Raw genomic sequence first — 17,697 nt, forward strand, 5'->3', positions numbered from 1 at the left:
AGCAGCGTGATGATCGGTATGGCTGTCACAAATCTTTATCTCCAGGAGGCGTGCCAGACGCTTTCAACTGCGCCAGTTTCTCTTCCGGCAGCGCACCGACAGCCTTACCAAAGTCACCCGGATTTCGATTCGGATCTTTCAAAATCCCGGCGATCTCCGCGTCTTTGTAGAAATCCGAAGCCACGGTGAAGTAGAGATACATATACGCCCGCATATCGCCGGATTCTTCGATCCTGTAATTCGTCCATGCCTGCTTAACGACTTTGGGAAGCACGTCCGCCAACTCATGGATACTCTTGTACCCGACCAGTTCGTCCCGGTGGTTTCCATACAACCACCTCACGGTATCGACGATTGGGATTCTGACCTGGCCTAGTAGTTTGCGGCTCAGAGCAAGCTCCATGTGATCGTCGGGATAGATGTGCAATTCCAGGATCGGAGTGCCTTCCCCTTCGGGCACCTCCGTGGCAGGAAAGTGCAGCGCCGATTCTTTTTGGAACAGCACGTCTGCGTACTTGCCGTCGAACATATGCTTGCGCATCAGCACCGCGTCGCCGCCGCTCCACGTCACGGTAAAGTCCGTTCCCCTGAAGGCGTAGCAACAAGCGACTCTCCCCTCTCCACCGCCCGCCCGAATTGCCATGGAGCCCGCCACGCCTCCGTGTGCATCACGAAGTTGTACGGATTCCAAATTCCACGGCGTGTAGTTGTACACAATCAAGCTCACGCCTTGATACGTAGGTTCGCCATTGCAGCCGGCCACCAGGCCCAGGCAAAGCAATACGCCGACCAATGCCTTACGCATCGCGGCCATCCCGTCCAGCCCGATGCAGCGACTGAACCTCATCCCACACCGCATCCGGCACGCCTTCCAACGCCCGCGCCAGCCCGCCCTCGGCACCCGGCCGATAGGCGCGCAGTCCCTCGCGGATCAAGGCGTGTTCATCAAAGCGCGGCGAGATCGACACGCCCCAGGCCACGTAGTCGAACGTGTCCTTGTCGCCCGCCACACCGTGCGCACGCGCACGTTCCAGCTGCGCCTGCACGCGCGGCACCAGCGCATCCTGATCGGGATTGCCAGGCAACAGGCCTGCATAAAGGCGGCGCAGCTGCACCGCCAGCTTGTCGGGGTAGTCCAGATCGAACAGCATCTGATGCTGTTCGGGCGTGAAGCGTTCGATCCCGGCCGCACGCGCGGCCGGGAGCCGGCCCTCGCCGGCCAGCTCGGCCAGCGCGCCATCGCGCTGCGCATAGCGCAACGTGATGACGGGCGCCGCGAAGCGCGCACGCTGCTCGGGCGTCCACACCTGCAAGGCCCGCGCCAGGATGCGGCTGTCGTACCAATGCAGGAAGAACTCGCTGGCGTCCGGCAAGGCGTAGTCGCAGAAGGGGCCGAAGTGCGCAATCAGCTTTTCCAGCGGCACGGCCGACGCGAAACTCATCATCGCGTAGCGGCCGCCCGGGCGTTCGTGCAGCGCCTCCAGCACGCGCACCAGCACGGTGTTGAAGTCTTCGTAGCGCGGCCCGCGCAACACGCCCTGCGAGGCGCCGTCGATCTCGATCAGCAAGGGCGCCACATCGCCATAGATGTCCAGGCCCGTCTGCGCCCAGATCGAGCCAAAGCTCAGGTCTTGCGTGGTGCGCAGCCGCGCCAGCAGATCGGGATGCCCGCGGAAATCGACGATCGCATAAGCGCGCGCAGCCTCGCCGTAGGGGCCGCGGTGATGGGGCAGTTCGTCGAAGGTGGACCGCAGCGCGTCCTGCCAGGAATATTCCATCGCCGTCATGCCTTGTCGGTAATGGACTGCACGCTCTCCTGGGCGTCCAGGATGCAGGTCTTGCAGACGGTGAATTGCGGGAACGGATACGGCATCTGCGTCGGCCCGGCAAATTGCTTGTTGCCGGTCTTGACGTCGATGCGGCCCGGCGCCGTCACGGTGATGTTGCCGCCTTCGATCACGATGCTGGCGCCCGCCGCGTTGGCGATGCGGATGCGCTGGGGCGAGGCGTATTCGATGCCGGCGTTGGCGCTGACCATGCGCAGGTCCTGCTGCGCCTGCACCGTCAGCGTGTCGTGTTGCGAGATGACGTCGACCTCTCCGGTGCCCGCGATGAGATCCAGCCCGGATTCCGCGCCGCCCTTCTGCACGCCGGCCACGATGCCCAGCGCCTGCCCGGTATGCACGCGCAGCGAGCCGATGACGGCCAGGTTGTGGTCCTGGCCCGACGACCAATGCACCAGTTCGCCGGCCGCGACCTGGACGTTGCGCCCCGCCGCCTGCGTCAGCCCCGCGCGGCCCGCCATCAACACCAGCGGATCGGTCAGGTGCGGCACCTTGCCGTTGACCACTTCGGTGTGCTTGGCCGACGCGTCGCCCGCGGCGCCGCTCACTGCCTCACCCGCCACTGTTCCCGACACCGCGTGCGCCATGGCGGCCAGCGGCGCACGTTCGCCATCCAGCCGGCTCGCGCCCGCCGAGGCCGTGCCGCGCGCCGAGGCCAGCCGCACGCCCTGGTGCGCGCCGATCACGCCATCGAACGACTGGGCCATGATGTCGGCCTGCCCGGCCAGCGCCAGCGGCGCCGCGGCGTCGCCTGCCGGCTCGCTGCCGCCCGCGGAATAGGTGGTGAGCAGCACGCCGCTCCCGCCACGCACCGCGCCGAACGCGTCAGTGCGCAGTTCCGCGCCCACGCCGCGCACATTGCCGCGATAGTTGCCGCTCTGGTGGATCAGGTGGCCCAGGTTCAATTCGCTGGCCGCCTGCGAGGACTTGATCTGCATGCGCAGTTGACCGTCGCTGTCGTCGAACACGATCTGGTTGTAGCCGTCGCCGCCGAATTCCTTGCTTTTGAAGCCGCTCAAGGCGGCCGCGTTGCGATGCTGATCGTCGCCGCTTGCCGCGCCATGCCATGCGGGCGCGTTGCCGCTGGCCAGGTTGGCCTGCGCGCTGGGTTTGCCATCGGCGGCCGCCGCGTAGACCTCGGTGTTCATCGGCTCGCCCGCCTTGCCGCCGGGCGTGGACGGAATGCCGCCTTCGCCGCGCCCGTTGTAGAGCGCGCCCACGACCAGGGGTTGGTCGATGTCTTCATCCAGGAATCGCACCAGCACTTCCTGGCCGATGCGCGGCACGAAGCTCATCCCCATGCCCGCGCCCGCCTGGCGCTGCGCCACGCGCGCCCAGCGGCTTTTCGCCAGGCCCTCGCCATCGGATTGCCAATGGAAGCGCACGCGCACGTCGCCGCGCGCGTTGCGGTGGATCTCGTCTTCCCCGCTGGCCTCGGTGGCGCCTTCGGCGTTGGTGACGATGGCCGTGTGGACACCGACGGCGGAGGGCGCGCCCGCCAGCCGGGCGCCGCGCGCCGCCCGGGGCAAGGGGCGCCACGGCCGGTCGCAGCGCACCGCTCGGAACCGGTTGGCATAGCCGACGTCGTGCGCGCGCGCCATCACGGCCGCCTCTGGACGCCGCACGCCGATCGCGGCGTCGTCCTGGTCCTGGCTTATGTCCTGACTGCTGTCCTGACTTCGGTCCTGATCGTAGTCCGGGTCATCGTCCGACGTTTGCCCCTGGCCCGCATCGTCCTCATCTTCAAAGCAAAGAAAGTCGTCCAACGCGCCCAGCCTGTCCGCCAGGCTGGCGTCGTTTTGTCCGGGCAGGTTGTTGACGCCCACATGTTCCACGCGGTCGAGCGCGAAGACGGGCTCGAAGCCGGATTCCCCCGCGGGCCCCAGCGGCGACATGTCTTGCAGCGTGAAGCGCGCGCCCGACCGGAAGGTGCGCACATTGCCGCGCCCGACGAAGGTCTCGGCGCTGGCCTGCACCGCCTGCATCAGCAAAGTCGCCTGAAACTGGGCATGCGTCTGGTTCAGCAGTCCGCCGTGCCCCAGCGGCTCAAACCATTCCAGCCCCGCGCTCTCGTCGTCGGCGCCGCTGGCGGCGCCGCCCAACGCCTGGCCGGCAATGGCGTGCTTGCCGCTGTCATGCCAGGCCAGCACCGTCACGCTTTCCACGCTCCGGCGCATCCGGCGCGCGATGGCCTGCACGCCATCGCGCGATTCGGTGGCATGGGCGCGTTGGAAACGCACGCCCGCGCCCGCGGACTCGGCGTCTTCGGCCAGGCCGCGGCTATCGGCAAAGATCAGCACGGCGTGGCGCGCGGGCGCGCTGTCGTCTTCGACGGTGGTCCAACCCAATCCGGCTTCCGCCAGGAGGCGCGAAAGAAAGGCGTAATCGGTTTCGCGATACTGCGTGGTGTACGGGCGCGCCGGCAGGTCGGCCAGGTGGTTCTCGACGTCGGCGGACAGCTTGTAGGTGTAGCCTTCGTAGCCGTCCAGCACGTGGCGCACGATGTCCAGGACGGACTGGTTCTCATAGATACGGCTGTCGCGCCGCTGCGTGGCCAGCCACAGCCAGGGCGCCACGGTCAGGCGATAGCGCGCCATGCCCCCATTGCTGCCCAGCAATTCGGCCGCACGCACCACGCCGCTGCGGCCGGCCTCAGTGCCATCGGCGCGCGTGGTCCACAGGGTGGCGGGCCGCGTCACCATGTCGTCCAGGTCCAGCGCGGCGTCTTCGGCCAGCGCGACCACGCGCATCTCGCCCAGCATGGACAGGCCTTCGCGCGCGACCCAGCCTTCGACCTGCAGGGACGACAGCGCGCCCTCGCCATCGAGCCGGTAAAGACGGGACTGGGCGCTGAAACCGCCGCTGCTTGCGTTGACAGCCATGGAACAAAAACCTCGTGGGGACGTGGGCAATACCAGCCGATTCCGGCCGGAAGAAATTCAGGGTTCGATCGTGGCTTGCGGCGTGGGGCATTCCACTGCCGTGCCCCATTGGCCCGCGCACACGCGCAGGCGGCACTGCTCGCTCTCGATGAAGCTCAGCCTGCGGCATTCCTTCAGCCGCTCGGACAACGGCGAGCCCGGCATTTCGCGCATGAAGACGCCTTCCGTCTTATAGACGCGCGTGCCCGGCGGCGATGCCGGCGGCAGACCGTAGCTCATGAGCGCCGACAAGAGCGCGGCATCCTTGTCGGCGGGCCGGGTGTTCTTGCCCGGCACTGGCGCGGCGGGCTTGGCCGCGCGCGGCCCATTGCCCTGCTGCGCGAGTTGCGCCGCGGCCTGGCGCGTGGGACCGGGCGCGGGCGCTGCGGCGGCCGGTGACGGCGTCATCGCCAGCACGGACAGAGGGTTGGTGGGCTCGCCTTGCGGATCGGGTTCGCCGCGTCCCAGGTTCGCATCGCGCGCGGGCGGCGCTTCATCGATGATGGAGGCCACTTCGGCCGGCTTTTCCAAGGCGGCGAGCGGATTGTTGGCGGTGGCCGCGGACGACGGGGAATGCGATGCCTGCTGCGCGGAAGGCGCGGGAGTGGACCCGGGCACGGACCCAGGCACGGACCCGGGCGCGGCGGCAGGGGCCTGCGCCACCATCGGCGCGGCGCCTTCTTCATGAATCGTCCAGACGATGCCGCCCGCCAGCAGCGCCAGCACCACCGCCAGCGCCATCCAGCGGCGGGCGCGCGAGCCGCGCGTTGTCGTCAGGGGGTTGACCTCGATTTGCGGCGCACGTCCTTCCAGTGCGGCCAGGATTCGCGTCGAGTCGGCATCGCCACGCGCGGCGCGTGATGCGCCGAGCAGACTCGGCGCGGTCATCGTGGGGCGAGCGTCTTTTTTCTCTTCTGCCATGCGGATTCCCGTGTCAGCAGGAGGCGTGTGCAGCCCCCCTGTAACCAAGCCCGCCGAGAATACCCGATAGGGGTCTTTCAATCATCGATTCTTGTTACGATTCCTAAGGCTCCGACGCTGTTTGCAACGCCCGAGCACTTGCCTCATGGGCGAATAGAACAAAAGATTACGCCTTCACATGAGGGACACATCTTGCTGTTGCTACTGCCCCTGTATTTTTTACTGGCGGTGGGCGTCTCCGCGCTCCTGTTTTTCCCGGCTCTGCGACAAGGCGCCGTGCGGGGATTGCGCGCGTGCGTAACGGGCGTGGCGCGGGGCGCAACGCGTGGCGCAAGCCATGCCGGAGGCGCCGTGGGCGGCACCGCGGGCGCCATCGGCAAAGGGGTCGGTGCGTGGATGGACTGGGTTTCAAGGTACCGGTGGCAGGTGGCGATCGGGCTGACAGTTGTGTCCGTTCCGTCACTTTTCGCTTTCGTCATGCGACACAATCACACATTCGTTTACAGCACCTCGATGACCGGTCCAGACCCCCGGATCCAGGCCTTGCTGGAAGGCGAGCGACTGGCTCCCCCCCCCGCCCTGCCCCCCGAAGCGTTCACCACGCGCGAAGTGGAACTGGTGCGTCCCAAGCTGGGTGGCGCGAGCCGGAACTGGGATCTGCTGGATGCCGACTTCCGTCAGCGGCTGCTGCTGGCCTATCGCATCATGCGCGAGCAGCATGGCTATGAAATGGCGCTGATCGAGGGCTATCGCAGTCCCGAGCGGCAGGAAGAGCTGGCCGGCATGGGCTCGCACGTGACCAACGCCGGCGCGTTCCAGAGCTATCACCAGTTTGGCCTGGCCGCGGACAGCGCGTTCTATCGCGACGGCAAGATCGTGATTTCCGAAAAAGACCCCTGGGCGATGCGCGGCTATGAGCTGTTCGGCGAGACGGCGGAGCTTGTCGGCCTGACCTGGGGCGGCCGCTGGAAGATGATGGACTTCGGCCACGTGGAGTTGCGCCGGCCTGGCGTCATGCAACGGGCGCGGGAGGCCGCGAAATAATGGCTCGCGCGTTGAAAAAGGGGCTGCTCGTCCTGGCCCTGTTCGCCGTCGCATGGCTGGCCGTCATCATCTGGTGGCAGGAGTCGCGCACCCTGCCCACCGGCGTGGACATCGGCCTGTATCTGTTTGCGTTGCCGCTGGCGATCCTGCTTGCGTTCCTGGTGGGCGCGCGTCTCGTGCGGGCCGCCCGCGCCCCCAAGGCTGCGCCCGTCCAGGCCGGAACAGATGTGCCGGCCGACGTGCCGGCCCGCCCGGCCGAGCTGCGGCTCGTGGCGGTCGCCGCGCGCGCCGCCGCGGGCGCCGACGCCCCGGCCATCGTCGAGGCGCTGGCCGAACACAAGCGTCCCGAGCTGGACCCCGAACTCAAGACGCCGCAGGGCTTTCCGATCTTCGCCGCGCGCGTGCCCGGCATGGACGACATGGAGCTGTACGCGGCCGCGCGCGATCTGGGCGCGCCGCCGGACGCCTTGGCCACGGCCCCCTTGCGCGTCACCGCCTTGCTGACCGAGATCGCAAGCGCCTTGACTCGCGATGCGCATGCGCGCGTGACCGAACTGGACGTGCCCGCGCGCGAAGAAGACTGGCCGCTGCTGCGCCTGGACGTGCTGATGCCGGCGCACTGGCCCGAAGCCGCGCGCCTGCGCGCGCTCGCGGCCGTGCGCGCGGCCGCCGGCGCCTGGCCCGATGCCCGCATCAGCACCGCCGAACATCCGGCCCAAGACGCCATGGCCGCCGACCATCTGCTGCGTCAGCTCGCCGGCGAGCCGCGCGACGCCCACGCCGAACCGCAATGGGGCATCGTGCTGGCTGGCGACGGCTACATCGACGCGGCACAGGTCGCCCAGTGGGATGGCTTGTCCATCCTGTTGACGCACGCCAATCCGCAGGGCCGCGTTCCGGGCGAAGCGGCCGCCGGCCTGCTGCTGGCGCCGCCCGATGCCGACGCGGACCTGCGGGTCACGCTGTCGCCCGTGTTGCAGCGGCAGAAGTCCGCCGACGCGCGCGGCGCCCAGGCTGAAGCGCCGCTGGCGGACCTGGCGCGCGATCTGCTCAACGCCGCCGACGTCTCGCCCGACAGCGTCGTGCACCTCGTCAGCGACGCCGATCACCGCGGCAGCCGCCCCCTGGAACCGCTGGGCGTGGCCTCGCAATTGTTTCCCCACCTGGATGCCGGCAAAGACTGCCAGGCCGTCGGCGTGGCCTGTGGCCACACCGGCGTCGCGGCATCGCTGCTGACGCTGGCCGTGGCCGGCGAAACCTGCCTGCAGTTCGACCAGCCGGTGCTGGCCCTTACCCTGCAAGACCCCGCATTGCGCGCTGCCGCGCTGGTCTCCCGGCCAGCCGCCAGCGCCACCGCCTGACCCCTAAAAAAAACAGCGAAAACCATGCGTAGCCCATCAGGATTGCTTTCTCGATTTTCCAGCGCCATGAGCGACGCGCGCTACTGGACCGGGCGCGCGTTCGCCAACCCGCGCACCTTCATGCTCATCGGCCTGATCGCGCTGGCCGTTTTCCTTTTCCTGTTCGCAGACACCCTGCAGATCAGCCTGTCCTGGGCGGGCGCGGTGCTGGGCGTGCTGCTGCTCCTGTGGCTCTGCGTCTACCTCTGGCGGCGGCGCCGCACGCGGCGCGCCAACCAGAAACTGGGCGACATGCTGGAACAGCAGGTGCAGGCGGGGGCCGCCGCCAGCCCCGCCGCCAACCGCAGCGAAATCGACGCGCTGCGCACCCGTCTGGCGCAGGCCGTGCGCACCATCAAGACGTCCAAGATCGGGCAGACGTCGGGCAACGAGGCGCTGTACGAGCTGCCTTGGTACATCGTCATCGGCAACCCCGCGGCGGGCAAAAGCAGCGCCGTCATCAATTCGGGCCTGCAGTTCCCCTTTGCCGACAAGAACGGCGCGGCCGTGCGCGGCGTCGGCGGCACCCGCAACTGCGACTGGTTCTTCACCACCGAAGGCATTCTGCTGGACACGGCCGGCCGCTATTCGGTGCACGAAGAAGACCGCAACGAGTGGATGAGCTTTCTGGATCTGCTCAAGCGGCATCGCCCGAAGGCGCCGATCAACGGCATCATCGTGGCGGCCAGCATCAGCGAGCTGACGGACGCCGGCCCCGAGTTCGCCATCAACCTGGCCAAGAACCTGCGCCAGCGCGTGCAGGAACTGACCGACCGGCTGGAAGTCTTCGCGCCGGTATATGTGATTTTCACGAAGGCCGACCTGATCGCGGGCTTTTCCGAGTTCTTCGCCGATGCCGACGCGCGCGAGCGCGACCGCGTCTGGGGCGCGACGCTGCCGTACGGCGCCGACGAAAGCCGCGATGTGCTCGCGCTGTTCGACGAACGCTTCGACGAGCTCTATGAAGGCCTGAAGGAAATGGGCACGGCGCAGATCTCGCTGCGACGCAGCGGCGCCCTGCCTCCGGGGCTCTTGACCTTCCCGCTGGAATTCGCCGGCATCAAGCCGGCGCTGCGCACCTTTCTGTCCACGCTGTTCGAAACCAACCCGTTCCAGTACAAGCCCGTATTCCGGGGCTTTTACTTCACCAGCGCGCTGCAGGAAGGCGTGTCGCGCAGCACCTCGACCGAGAAGCTCGCGGAACGCTTCGCCTTGCGTCCCGCCTCGCGCGAAGCGGCGCGCAGCGTGACCTCGCACAATGGGTTCTTCCTGCGCGACCTGTTCTCCAGCGTGATCTTCGCCGACAAGAAACTGGTGCGCCAGCACGCCAGCCCGAACAAGGTCCGCATGCGCTACCTGACCTTCTTCGGCCTGGTGCTGGCGTTGGGGCTGGTGCTGGGCGGCTGGAGCTGGTCGTACCTGGGCAACCGGCAACTGGCCAGCAATGTGCAGGCGGACCTGGACAAGGTGGTGCGCCTGCAAAGCGAACGCACCGACCTGCAAAGCCGCCTGGAAGCCATGGAGATCCTGCAGGACCGCATCGAGCAGCTGGATCGTTATTCGACGAGCCGGCCGCTGTCGCTGGGCCTGGGCCTGTACCAGGGCGACGTGCTCAAGCAGCGCCTGCTGGCCGAGTACTACAACGGCCTGCGCCAGTTCATGCTGGTGCCGGTCAAGGCCAGCCTGGAGGACTATCTGGGCCGCGTGGACGTCTCGCAGGCCGCGGCGGCCGGCGCCGCTCGCGCGGCGACGCCGCCGCAGGCCCAGCCGGTGCGCGCCAATGCCGGCGATACGCTGTTCCAGGACGCCTCGCCCACCAACGTCGACGACGCCTATAACGCGCTCAAGACGTACCTGATGATGGCCAACCGCGAACACGTGGACCCCACGCACCTGTCCGACCAGATCACGCGGTTCTGGCGCGGATGGCTGGAGACCAACCGCGGCGCCATGCCGCGCGACCAGTTGATCCGCAGCGCCGAGCGCCTGATCTCGTTCTACGTGGCGCGTGCCGCCGATGCGGACTGGCCGCAGATCGAAACCAACCTCGCCATGGTGGAACGCACGCGCGGCAACCTGCGCAGCGTGATGCAGGGCATGCCGGCGCGCGAACGCGCCTATGCCACGCTGAAGGCGCGCGCCGCCACGCGCTTCCCCGCGATGACCGTCGCGCGCATCATGGGCGAGGCCGACGCCGCCATCGTGGCGGGCAGCTACGCGGTGCCGGGCACGTTCACGCGCGAGGCCTGGGAGCAGTACATCGAACCGGCCATCGGCGAAGCCGCGCGCCACGAAGTGCAGACGAGCGACTGGGTGCTGGGCGTGAATGCGCGCGACGATCTCACGCTGGAAGGCAGCCCCGAGCAGATCCAGAAGAGCCTGGCGACGATGTACAAGACCGAGTACGCGCAGGAGTGGCAGAAGATGCTGCGCGGGGTCACCATCAAGCCCTTTACGAGCTTCGATCAGGCGGTGCAAGGCATGAACCGCCTGGGCGACCCGCAGAACTCGCCGCTGGTCAAGCTGATCAACACCACGTACGAACAGACCTCCTGGGACAACCCGTCACTGATCAACACCGGCATTGCGCAGGCGCAGACCGGCGTCGTGGCCTGGTTCAAGCGCGTGATCCTGCGCCAGAACCAACCCAGGCCGACCGAAGCCGCGCCCGGCGGCGAGCAGATTCCGATGGGACCGGTGGGCCGCGAGTTCTCCGACGTGGCGCGCCTGGTCGTCACGCGCGACAACCAGTCCCTGCTGGGCAATTACATGAATGCCCTGTCCAAGATCCGCACGCGCTTTAACCAGATCAACAACCAGGGCGATCCCGGCCCGGGCGCGTTGCTGCTGATGCGCCAGACGCTGGAAGGCAAGGATTCGGAACTGGCCGACGCGCTCAAGCTGGTGGACGAGCAGATGCTCGCCGGCCTGACGCCGGCCCAGCGCGAGACGCTGCGGCCGCTGCTGGTGCGCCCGCTGATCCAGGGCTACGCCGTCGTCATGCAGCCGGCCCAGGCCGAGCTGAACAAGGTCTGGAACGCGCAGGTCTATCAGGCCTTCATGCAGAACCTGTCGGAGAAGTATCCGTTCTCGACCAAGGCGGGCCTGGAAGCCAGCGGCGAGGAGATCGCGCAGATGTTCGGCCCGCAGGGCAGCATCGCCAAGTACGTCAATGAAACCCTGGGGCCGCTGACCGTGCGCCGGGGCGACATCCTCACGGCCCGCACGTGGGGCGACATGGGCATCGATCTGCAACCGTCGTTCACCGCCAATTTCGCGCAATGGGTCGCGCCGCTGTCGGGCGGCGCGGCCGGTTCGGGCGCGGCCAGCCAGCCGCAGACCCTGTTCCAGATCCAGCCCAAGCCCGCGGGCGGGATCACGGAATACACCATCGAGATCGACGGCCAGCAACTGCGCTACCGCAACACGCCGCCGCAATGGGTCAACTTCGTCTGGCCCAACGCGCAAGGCGCGCCCGGCGCGCGCATCACGGCCACCGCCTTCGATGGCACCGTGGTCGAAATCGTGAACGAGCCCGGCCGCTTCGGCCTGGAGCGCCTGATTTCCGGCGCCCAGCGCAAGCCCAACCCGGACGGCAGCTTCGAGATGAGCTGGACCAAGTCCAACATCACCGTCCCGGTCCGGCTGCGCATCATCAGCAATGCCCAGGCCGCCAGCGCCGGCGGCACCGAGCCGGGCAGCCAGGGCCTGCGCAACCTGCGCCTGCCCGCCACGGTCGCGGGCACGTCCTCTCAACCCTCCGTCGCCCCGACGCCTGCCGGAGCGCAGCAATGAGCCATCCGCAGTCCCCCATGTTCCGTACGGCCTACTTCGGCAAGATTCCGTCGCGTGGCGACTTCGTCAAAAACACCTCGCATCCGCAGTTGATGGCGACGCTGGACGCCTGGGTCGCCAACACCATGGAGATCCTGGCGCAGGACCCGCACTGGAAAGCCCTGTACGACGAGGCGCAGCCGGTGCCGTTCGCGGTGCTGGGCTCACGCGGAAAGCTGGCCATCGCCGGCCATCTGCAGCCCAGCCGGGACCAGTCCGGACGGCGCTTTCCCTTCATCAGCGCGACCTCCGTGGAAGTGTCGCGCCCGCTGGACTTCATCGCGCGCAGCCCACTGGCCTTCAGCCGCATGTGGAATCGCATGGATGCGGCCGCCTCGCGCCTGATGCAGGAAGGCGACCCGGCTGCCGTGCTGCAGACGCTGAATGACCTGGAAGGCGAAATCCGCACGGCGGCCGATGACGGCTTCGACGCCTTCATCGACCTGCAGACGATCGAGCGGGTGGAAGCCATGCTGCGCGGCAACGGCCACGCCGCCAACATGCACGACATCGTGCTGGCGCTGGGCATCCTGCTCGCGCCGGTCATGTCCAGCGGCTCATCGCAACTGGACACCGGCCTGGCGCTGCCCCTGCCGGACGACCCGCTCTACATCAATCTGGTCGCGACCTACTGGATGACGCTCATCGCGCCGTTCCTCACCCGCGCCGACTTCGAGATCGCCATTTTCATCGGGCGGATCGCGGGCAAGCACCGGCTGGTGGTGGGCTTCCGCGGCGCGTCGCCCCAGACGCTGGCGACGCTGCTGTCGACGCCGCAAACCCTGTCGCAGCACTACATCGTGCTGGAAGACGCGCCCTGGGTGCGTGACCACGTCAACGCCAGCCACGGCCTGGCCAAGCTGTCGAGCTATCTGGATCAACCGCGGCTGTCCCTGCGGCAGGCGCTGGAAACTTTCCGCGAAGTCTTTATCGGAGCCTAGGACATGCGCACACTCTCTCTGGTCCTGGCCGCCGCCTGCTCCTGGTCGGCCTATGCCCAGGACGCGGCCACGGTGGTTCCGGCCAATGTCATTCCCCAACCCGGCCAGGTGGTCGCCAGCGGCGCGGTGCCGGACGAGGCCACCAAGGCCGACGTGCTGCAACGGCTGCAAAAAGTGTATGGCGTGGGCAACGTGATCGACCGCATCGATGTGGGCGGCGTCGTGGCCCCGCCCAATTGGTCGCAACACGTCGGCAAGCTGCTGGACAGTCCGCTCAAGCAGATCAACCGCGGCCAGCTTGAAATCGATGGCACGCAGATCCGCCTGCGCGGCGAGGTGGACAACGAAGCCTCGCGCCAGCAGATCGCCAGCACCTTCGCGACCTCGCTCAATCCCACCTACAAGATCGTCAACGGCTTGCGCGTGTCGGCCAGCAAGGACGAGCAGGACGTGCTGGACAACCTGCTGAGCAATCGGGTCGTGGAATTCGAGACCGGCAGCGCCCGCTTGACGGCGCGCGGCCGCGAGCTGCTGGACCGGGTGGCCGACGCGGTACCCAAGCTGCGCGCCGACAAGATCCAGATCATCGGCCACACGGACAGCTCCGGCAGCCGCAGCACCAACCTGGCGCTCAGCCAGGCGCGCGCGGACGCGGTGCGGGATTATCTGGTGGACAAGGGACTGCCGGTGTCGCGCTTCGAGGCCATGGGCGCGGGCCCAGACCAACCGGTGGCGACCAACGCCACGCCGGAAGGCCGCGCCAAGAACCGGCGCATCGAATTCCGCGCCGCGCGGTAAGGCTGCGTGGCGGGCAGCGGGACCGGGCCGGTCCCGCCATGCCGGCGCATGACACGGGGTGCGCGCTGCCGGCGCCGCGATCCCTGCGCGCCGGCGCGCCGCGTCATGCGGCGGCCAGGCCGCCTCAACTGCCCTCGCCGGCCTTCTTGATGCCGAGCAGCTCTTCCAGGCCCGACAGCGTTTCGTCGTTCTTGACCACCGTGCGCAGCCACAGGTGCAAGGACATTTCGCCCCAGCTCGCCGCCTTCTCGGCCAGATACGCGACCGGACTGTGCGGCTCGGTGCGCCGGAAAAATTCGGCCACTTCGCGCAGTTGCGCCAGCGCCTGTTCGCGGGTCTGGATGGGTCCGCGCGCGGCGGCCGGTGCAGCGCCGTGCGCCGGCGCATCGACGGCGGGATGAGAATTGGTGGCGGACAAGGTGGGCTCCACTCGGACAGGCTCCGCGGGCGCGATGGACGCGGGCGGCGGGGCCGCTGCCTGGTCGGCGCGGACCAGCAGGCCGGCGTCGCGCGCGAACCGATGCACCAGCTCCCTGACAGTACGCAGCGACTCGCGCACGCGGGAGAACGCCGGGCTGTCTTCGCCCAGCCGCTCGTCCAGCGTGCGCTCCAATTGCGCGAGCGCCTGCGCGCAACCGTCGAGCTGCACATCCAGCTCGGAATAGAACGACGGCGGCGTATCGCGCCGCGCGGCATCGAAGCGGTCCAGCGTCAGCTTGCCGCGCGTCAGTTCATGGGCGTTGTCCGGCGTGCGTTTGACGGCATTGGCCAACTGGCTCGCCGCCTCCCACAGCACCGCGCCGTAACGCGCGCCATCGGCCTGGGTCAGCGGAATCTCGCCGATGAGCTGCTGCGACCGCGACAACAGCCACGCCAGATTGCCGACGCGCTGCTGCACGTCGCCATCTTCCGGCACCGGATGCAGGCCCTCCCAGTAATCGCGGCAAAGCCCATCGATCAGCAGGTACCCATCGCGCAGGCCGGCAAATCCGCGCGTCTTGGCCCAGGCTTCCGCCAGCCAGGACGCAATGCGGATGTCTTTGCTGCGATCGCGCAGCACCGTCGTGCAGATGCGCGTCACCTCCGGCCAGTCGGCCTCTTTCAGGTCGATGACCCAGTCGCCCTGGTCGAGTTGCGGATCATCATGCCGACGCGCCTCGCGTATCGCGTCGAACTCAGGCGAAAAAACCAGATCGACGCCGCAAGGCGCGTCGCCGGGAATCGGTTGCAACAAGGCGTTGATGTCGGTCATAGGCGCAAGCATGTAAGTAGGCGCAAATCATCCCACAACTGTTTACGTATAAGGTTCAAAGATGACACGTCCTATTACAAAGCGCATCACGATGCTTCGCTATGATTTGCCCTCTACCGAGGAGCCTTCATGACGACGAAATCGATCCGCATGCTGCCCGACGGGCGCTTCATTGCCGGCACCCCGCGCCGCGCACCCGACGGCACACTCGTCGGCGGCGACGGCCCGATCACCCGGGCGCCGGACGGCACCTACGTGGCCGGAACCCCGCAACGCGCGCCGGACGGCTCCTACAAAGGCGGCGGCGGCCCCGTGCGCATGGCGCCCGACGGCACCCTCGTGGTCGGCCCGGCGCGGCTCGCGCCGGACGGCTCGTATCTGTAAATCACTTTCTCGCGCGCACCATGTCCCAACGCTCCGTCATCCGCAAAGGCGATAGAACCTCGCACGGCGGCGTCGTCGTGACCGGCGACGAAACCGTCGTCATCTTCGGCCAACCCATGGCCCGCGTCGGCGACCGCGTCACCTGCCCGCAATGCGGCGACACCCACACCATCGTCGAAGGCGTGCAGAACGTCAGCTCGGACCGCTTGACGGCGCTGGAAGGCATGCGCACGTCGTGCGGGGCGACGTTGATCGCTAGCCAGCATTTTTATCAGTTGGAATATGGTTGAGGGGGTGTGCGGTTGTGCCTGGGTCTATCCCTTCAAAAGGACGCTTGAAAGGCAGGTCGGAACGAGATTGGTGATCAGGCTCTGGTCCGCGATTCGCCGCACTGTCGCGCAGCAGCTATAGGTCACGCTCGCGGGTGTTCGAAGGGACCGCCACGGTGCCGACACCGCCAAGCGCGTATCGAATTTCCACCGGTTCCTTCTGGGCCAAAGTCTCAGGATTCTCCAACGCCTGGCGCGCGTGGAGGATCATTGCAGGCCCCGATGCCTGTACCACATATCGTTGCGTGGTCCCGATGATAGGGCCTTGGTACGTCTGCCCATTCATCGCTGAGTAGATCTGCACCTTGTCGCCAGCGGTGGCCTTCGCCAGGCTCACGGCAAGTTCCTGATCCAGATCCTGAATGTTCGCGCGTATCAGCCGGATCAGGCCGTTAGCGTCCCCGTGATAAGCACGAATGGAAGCCTCAATCATTTCCTCGCGGTTGACAGCCTGCCAATCGATCCCGTACCCCGCTCCATGTGCAAGCTGGCTTATATACTCGCGCAGCGATCTCCCGTTCCCCTCGCGGAAGGGATGAAGGACATTCAGCTCGCCCAGGATTTCGCCTGCGCGTGCGCTGAAAGCGTCGCTGTCGAGCCCTTTAAGAAAGTTTTCATGGGACAAGGAGCCGGTGATCGTCGGCGCGTACGGCGTGATCTGCAAGAAGCTTGCGAAGCGCGTGTTGCCTTTCGAGATATCGACGGTCCGGATCTCACCAGCCCAGTCATACACATCGCCAAATAGGCGCTTGTGGATGCGCTGCAAGTGAGCCAGGTCGAATGATCCGTGCACGGCTCAACAGCCATCTCGTAGGACCGCACGGCGGCGAACGTTGCTTCAGCCCGCTCCAGCAGTTCAGGATCAGAAATTCCCAACCTATTTTTCAGGACACCCGTCGCTGGGTCCACATAGGGGTCCAAGGTGTCTACTGGATACTTGGCCATCGTCGGCAGCGAAAGCGATCGACAGAAAAAAACCGGCTGATTAAGCCGGCTTCTGAAAGTCGCCCGAGGCGATTCTCTGCTTCAGATGTCGAATCACATCCGCGAATTGGATCTCACCTTTGGCCACACGATGCAATTCGCTGATGGTTCGCGGGTCGGCCTCGACTCCTTCGAAGCGCTGATGGGCCACGGCGTTACGAATCGCACGGTCGGCGTCGAACTGGGTCGAAAATGTCGACATGGCGTTCCCCTGGTTAAGAGAAGCTATTTTAACCCAGAGGGCAAGGTTCCAGGGCGCGAAGCGTCCGATTCGGCACGCCCGGCCGTCCATGCGCGTTGCCCTGATCGGGGCCGTCAATTGCTGCGCAAGCCGCGACGGGGAACCGTCGATCCTGACCCGCAATGACAAACGCCACCCAGGCGGGTGGCGTTTGTCATTGATACTACTAGAGAATTCTGGTGGGCTGTTAGTGGCTCAAACACTCGACCTACGGATTAAGAGTCCGTTTTAGGGGTGTTTTGCCAGGGACAGGCCAACATTAATATCTAAAAAAATCATGAGCTTAGCTTACCGGAGCTTACCGCAGCCTAACGCACTTTACTGCGGTCAGTGCGTCAAAAATTGCGGTCAATTTCGATGGCGCCGACGCGGATTGTACGGCCTACCGGAAGGTACTGATAGGCGGCCATGGCTACCCTTGTCTGTCTATACTTTTTGCTGGCATGTGCCAGTGCCTTCGCGAAAGTAAGGATGGACAAACTTCTTACCTCAGATCAGCTGGCCGCCGTCCTGGGCTTGTCTGTGCAGACCTTGTACAACTGGCGCACTCGCGGGGAGCCGCTCCCTCCTTGTGTGAAACAAGGCAGACTGCTGCGCTATGAGCAAGGGGAGGTCCATGCTTCGCTGGTATCACAGCGTGAAGCGCAGCATGTCCCACAAGTAGCGCTTGCCACACCAGAGCGAACTGCCGCGCCACAGGTTGCACGGCGACGTGGGCGACCAACCAAGGCTGAGCAAATTCGACGGCGGCAACTTGCACAGTACGATTAGCTGTCTCGCTGCGCCCCTGCGGCAGCACCATCC

At 66.6% G+C, this 17,697-nt stretch carries 15 protein-coding genes; 8 read left to right on the top strand and 7 right to left on the bottom strand.

Annotation, left to right across the window (positions count from 1 at the left end):
- Positions 1-25: 25 nt before the first annotated feature.
- Genes ACZ50Q_RS24345 through ACZ50Q_RS24360 form a run of 4 tightly spaced genes read right to left on the bottom strand, consistent with a single transcriptional unit; the run spans position 26 to position 5,686 of the window.
- Complete coding sequence (locus ACZ50Q_RS24345; protein WP_464079790.1) at positions 26-805, bottom strand: DUF3304 domain-containing protein; 780 nt, start codon at positions 803-805, stop codon at positions 26-28.
- The gene (locus tag ACZ50Q_RS24350) at positions 798-1,787 is read right to left on the bottom strand and encodes a DUF4123 domain-containing protein (protein WP_464079791.1); all 990 of its coding nucleotides are present in this window, start codon (positions 1,785-1,787) and stop codon (positions 798-800) included. The genes ACZ50Q_RS24345 and ACZ50Q_RS24350 overlap by 8 nt, the downstream gene beginning before the upstream one ends.
- The gene (locus tag ACZ50Q_RS24355; protein WP_464079792.1) at positions 1,784-4,726 is read right to left on the bottom strand and encodes a type VI secretion system Vgr family protein; all 2,943 of its coding nucleotides are present in this window, start codon (positions 4,724-4,726) and stop codon (positions 1,784-1,786) included. Before ACZ50Q_RS24355 ends, ACZ50Q_RS24350 begins: the two co-directional genes overlap by 4 nt.
- Before the next feature lie 57 nt (positions 4,727-4,783).
- The gene (locus ACZ50Q_RS24360; RefSeq protein ID WP_464079793.1) at positions 4,784-5,686 is read right to left on the bottom strand and encodes a hypothetical protein; all 903 of its coding nucleotides are present in this window, start codon (positions 5,684-5,686) and stop codon (positions 4,784-4,786) included.
- A 189-nt stretch (positions 5,687-5,875) separates the two neighbouring features.
- Here ACZ50Q_RS24360 and ACZ50Q_RS24365 point away from each other — a divergent pair, with 189 nt between their 5' ends.
- From ACZ50Q_RS24365 to ACZ50Q_RS24385, 5 genes are all read left to right on the top strand, one after another.
- Positions 5,876-6,730, top strand: a complete 855-nt coding sequence (locus tag ACZ50Q_RS24365; protein WP_092581293.1) for a M15 family metallopeptidase — start codon at positions 5,876-5,878, stop codon at positions 6,728-6,730.
- Positions 6,730-8,091 (top strand): hypothetical protein, encoded by a 1,362-nt coding sequence (locus tag ACZ50Q_RS24370; RefSeq protein WP_464079794.1) that lies wholly within the window; start codon positions 6,730-6,732, stop codon positions 8,089-8,091. Before ACZ50Q_RS24365 ends, ACZ50Q_RS24370 begins: the two co-directional genes overlap by 1 nt.
- Positions 8,092-8,157: 66 nt before the next feature.
- Positions 8,158-11,925: a type VI secretion system membrane subunit TssM gene (gene tssM, locus ACZ50Q_RS24375; protein ID WP_464079795.1), complete on the top strand. Its 3,768-nt coding sequence runs from the start codon at positions 8,158-8,160 to the stop codon at positions 11,923-11,925.
- A complete protein-coding gene (gene tagF / locus ACZ50Q_RS24380) occupies positions 11,922-12,905 on the top strand; it encodes a type VI secretion system-associated protein TagF (RefSeq protein WP_464079796.1) in 984 nt (327 codons plus the stop codon). The genes tssM and tagF overlap by 4 nt, the downstream gene beginning before the upstream one ends.
- A gap of 3 nt (positions 12,906-12,908) precedes the next feature.
- Entirely contained in the window at positions 12,909-13,703 is a 795-nt protein-coding gene (locus tag ACZ50Q_RS24385) for an OmpA family protein (protein ID WP_076518906.1), read from the top strand.
- A 124-nt stretch (positions 13,704-13,827) separates the two neighbouring features.
- Here the strand turns inward: ACZ50Q_RS24385 and tssA are convergent, their stop codons facing one another.
- Entirely contained in the window at positions 13,828-14,955 is a 1,128-nt protein-coding gene (gene tssA / locus ACZ50Q_RS24390) for a type VI secretion system protein TssA (RefSeq protein ID WP_076518905.1), read from the bottom strand.
- A 129-nt stretch (positions 14,956-15,084) separates the two neighbouring features.
- On the opposite strand from tssA, the gene ACZ50Q_RS24395 reads away from it, so the two are divergent.
- Both ACZ50Q_RS24395 and ACZ50Q_RS24400 read left to right on the top strand, forming a co-directional pair.
- Positions 15,085-15,339 (top strand): hypothetical protein, encoded by a 255-nt coding sequence (locus tag ACZ50Q_RS24395; RefSeq protein WP_464079797.1) that lies wholly within the window; start codon positions 15,085-15,087, stop codon positions 15,337-15,339.
- A 20-nt stretch (positions 15,340-15,359) separates the two neighbouring features.
- Positions 15,360-15,629 (top strand): PAAR domain-containing protein, encoded by a 270-nt coding sequence (locus tag ACZ50Q_RS24400; RefSeq protein ID WP_464079798.1) that lies wholly within the window; start codon positions 15,360-15,362, stop codon positions 15,627-15,629.
- Positions 15,630-15,744: 115 nt separating this feature from the next.
- On the opposite strand, the gene ACZ50Q_RS24405 is transcribed toward ACZ50Q_RS24400, so the two are convergent.
- Complete coding sequence (locus ACZ50Q_RS24405; RefSeq protein ID WP_464079799.1) at positions 15,745-16,434, bottom strand: Fic/DOC family protein; 690 nt, start codon at positions 16,432-16,434, stop codon at positions 15,745-15,747.
- A gap of 219 nt (positions 16,435-16,653) precedes the next feature.
- On the bottom strand, positions 16,654-16,854 hold the full coding sequence (locus ACZ50Q_RS24410; protein ID WP_464079800.1) for an antitoxin VbhA family protein: 201 nt from the start codon (positions 16,852-16,854) through the stop codon (positions 16,654-16,656).
- Positions 16,855-17,364: 510 nt separating this feature from the next.
- Here ACZ50Q_RS24410 and ACZ50Q_RS24415 point away from each other — a divergent pair.
- On the top strand, positions 17,365-17,664 hold the full coding sequence (locus ACZ50Q_RS24415; protein ID WP_464082035.1) for a helix-turn-helix transcriptional regulator: 300 nt from the start codon (positions 17,365-17,367) through the stop codon (positions 17,662-17,664).
- Positions 17,665-17,697: the final 33 nt, after the last annotated feature.

It is taken from the genome of Achromobacter sp. T5-5, assembly GCF_055397965.1.